The following is a 1,453-nucleotide window of genomic DNA, read 5'->3' as shown; positions in this document are numbered from 1 at the left end:
GATCTTCTAAGAATTAATGAATTAAAAATTATAAACTTGAAGCTCTCCGCAAAGAAAAAACTACTAACTTTGTTTCTGGAACAATCATAGAGATTTCTAATTGGTGGCCAGTTGGACAAGCAAATAATGGTTTTATAAAAAATTAGTAGCCTATGGTTCTCCAAAAATTAGAGAAGAGATTGGTCGACGTTATTCAACTATTCTAAGAGATGAAAAAGAAAAATTAACATTTTTATTGATGGAGAACCTGTAGAACCTTTTGAACACTGTGTTTGGGGTAGCAACCGTTTTGTTGAAAGAAAAGGAAATCAAATACCTGCAAGATTTGATATTGATAAAGTTTTAGGAGCAAAACGTAGATGTAGTTCTTGTAGAACAATAATTGAGGATGGAGAAACAACTTGTCCATCTTGTGGTTCAAATCAAATAAGAACTGTTGAAGAACGTGTTAAGGGATGGGTTGGTATTCAACGCTTTGATGATAATGTTAATTATGGAATTGATTTAATTAGAAATGGACGAGCTATCCGTATTTCCGAAAAACAAGCATTCTTTGAGTTTGAAGATGATTTGAAAAAAGTAATAAAAGATTATCCTATAGATAGCACAGCTGGACGAATAGTCGGTGAAATTCATTTAGATTTTGTTCCTGTTGATTTTTTGAAACAGGATTTCCAACGTTCTAGCGACGAGTGGCAAAGAGCTATTTCATATTTAAGAGGCAACAGTTCTTTACAACCGACACAACCAGGTGCCGATAAAAATGATTCTATAATTTTCAAGCTTTACCAAGGATACAGAAAGGTAAGAACACCAGGTACAGTAGATATGTATATGGGGTACTGGGATGAAATTGAAGGCAAACCTAAACGTTTTCCTAATCGTGATTTGGAAAAAGAGTATTATCAGAAATTCTTAAAAAAAGAAGAAGGATATTATGATGATGCTAAGTGGTGGGAAGTCGTTGAAGCAGCATCAAGAAAACCTGTTGAAGAATTAATAGATTGTCCTGAATGTGGTGCACAGAATTTAAAAGAGGCTGAAGTTTGTTGTGCGTGCGGAGCAGTTTTAAAAGGTAAGGAATGTATAAATCCTGATTGTAAAAAATTAATTCAGAATTCTGCAGCAACTTGTCCTTACTGTGGAATGGATCAGTTCCCTAAAGTAACAGAACCTTGGATATGTAATATTTGTAATACTAGAAATAGTCCTGATACAATACAATGTATATGTTGTGGTAATGAAAAAAATACTATAAACAAATTATCTGAAGATGAACTTATAAAAAATTCTATAAAAAATGAAGATTTATGTATAAATGATTTATCTGTTACTTTGCCTGATAATAGAAAATCAACATCTTTCTCTTTAGAAGTTTATTTTTCTCCAAATCAATTAATATCACAAATCAATAAAAAAAGATTCCCATTTATAATTTATAAAAAGCCAGATT

The 1,453-nt window shown here is 31.7% G+C and carries 1 protein-coding gene; it reads left to right on the top strand.

Annotated features, from left to right (window positions below; genetic code table 11):
- Window positions 1–570: 570 nt before the first annotated feature.
- Window positions 571–1,453, top strand: an 883-nt coding sequence (locus MSI_RS13420; RefSeq protein WP_039925120.1) for a zinc ribbon domain-containing protein, incomplete at its 3' end; no start/stop codon positions are given.

The organism is Treponema sp. JC4, assembly GCF_000260795.1.
Taxonomy (GTDB): domain Bacteria; phylum Spirochaetota; class Spirochaetia; order Treponematales; family Treponemataceae; genus Treponema_D.
This window is presented reverse-complemented; position numbering and strand designations above follow the sequence as displayed.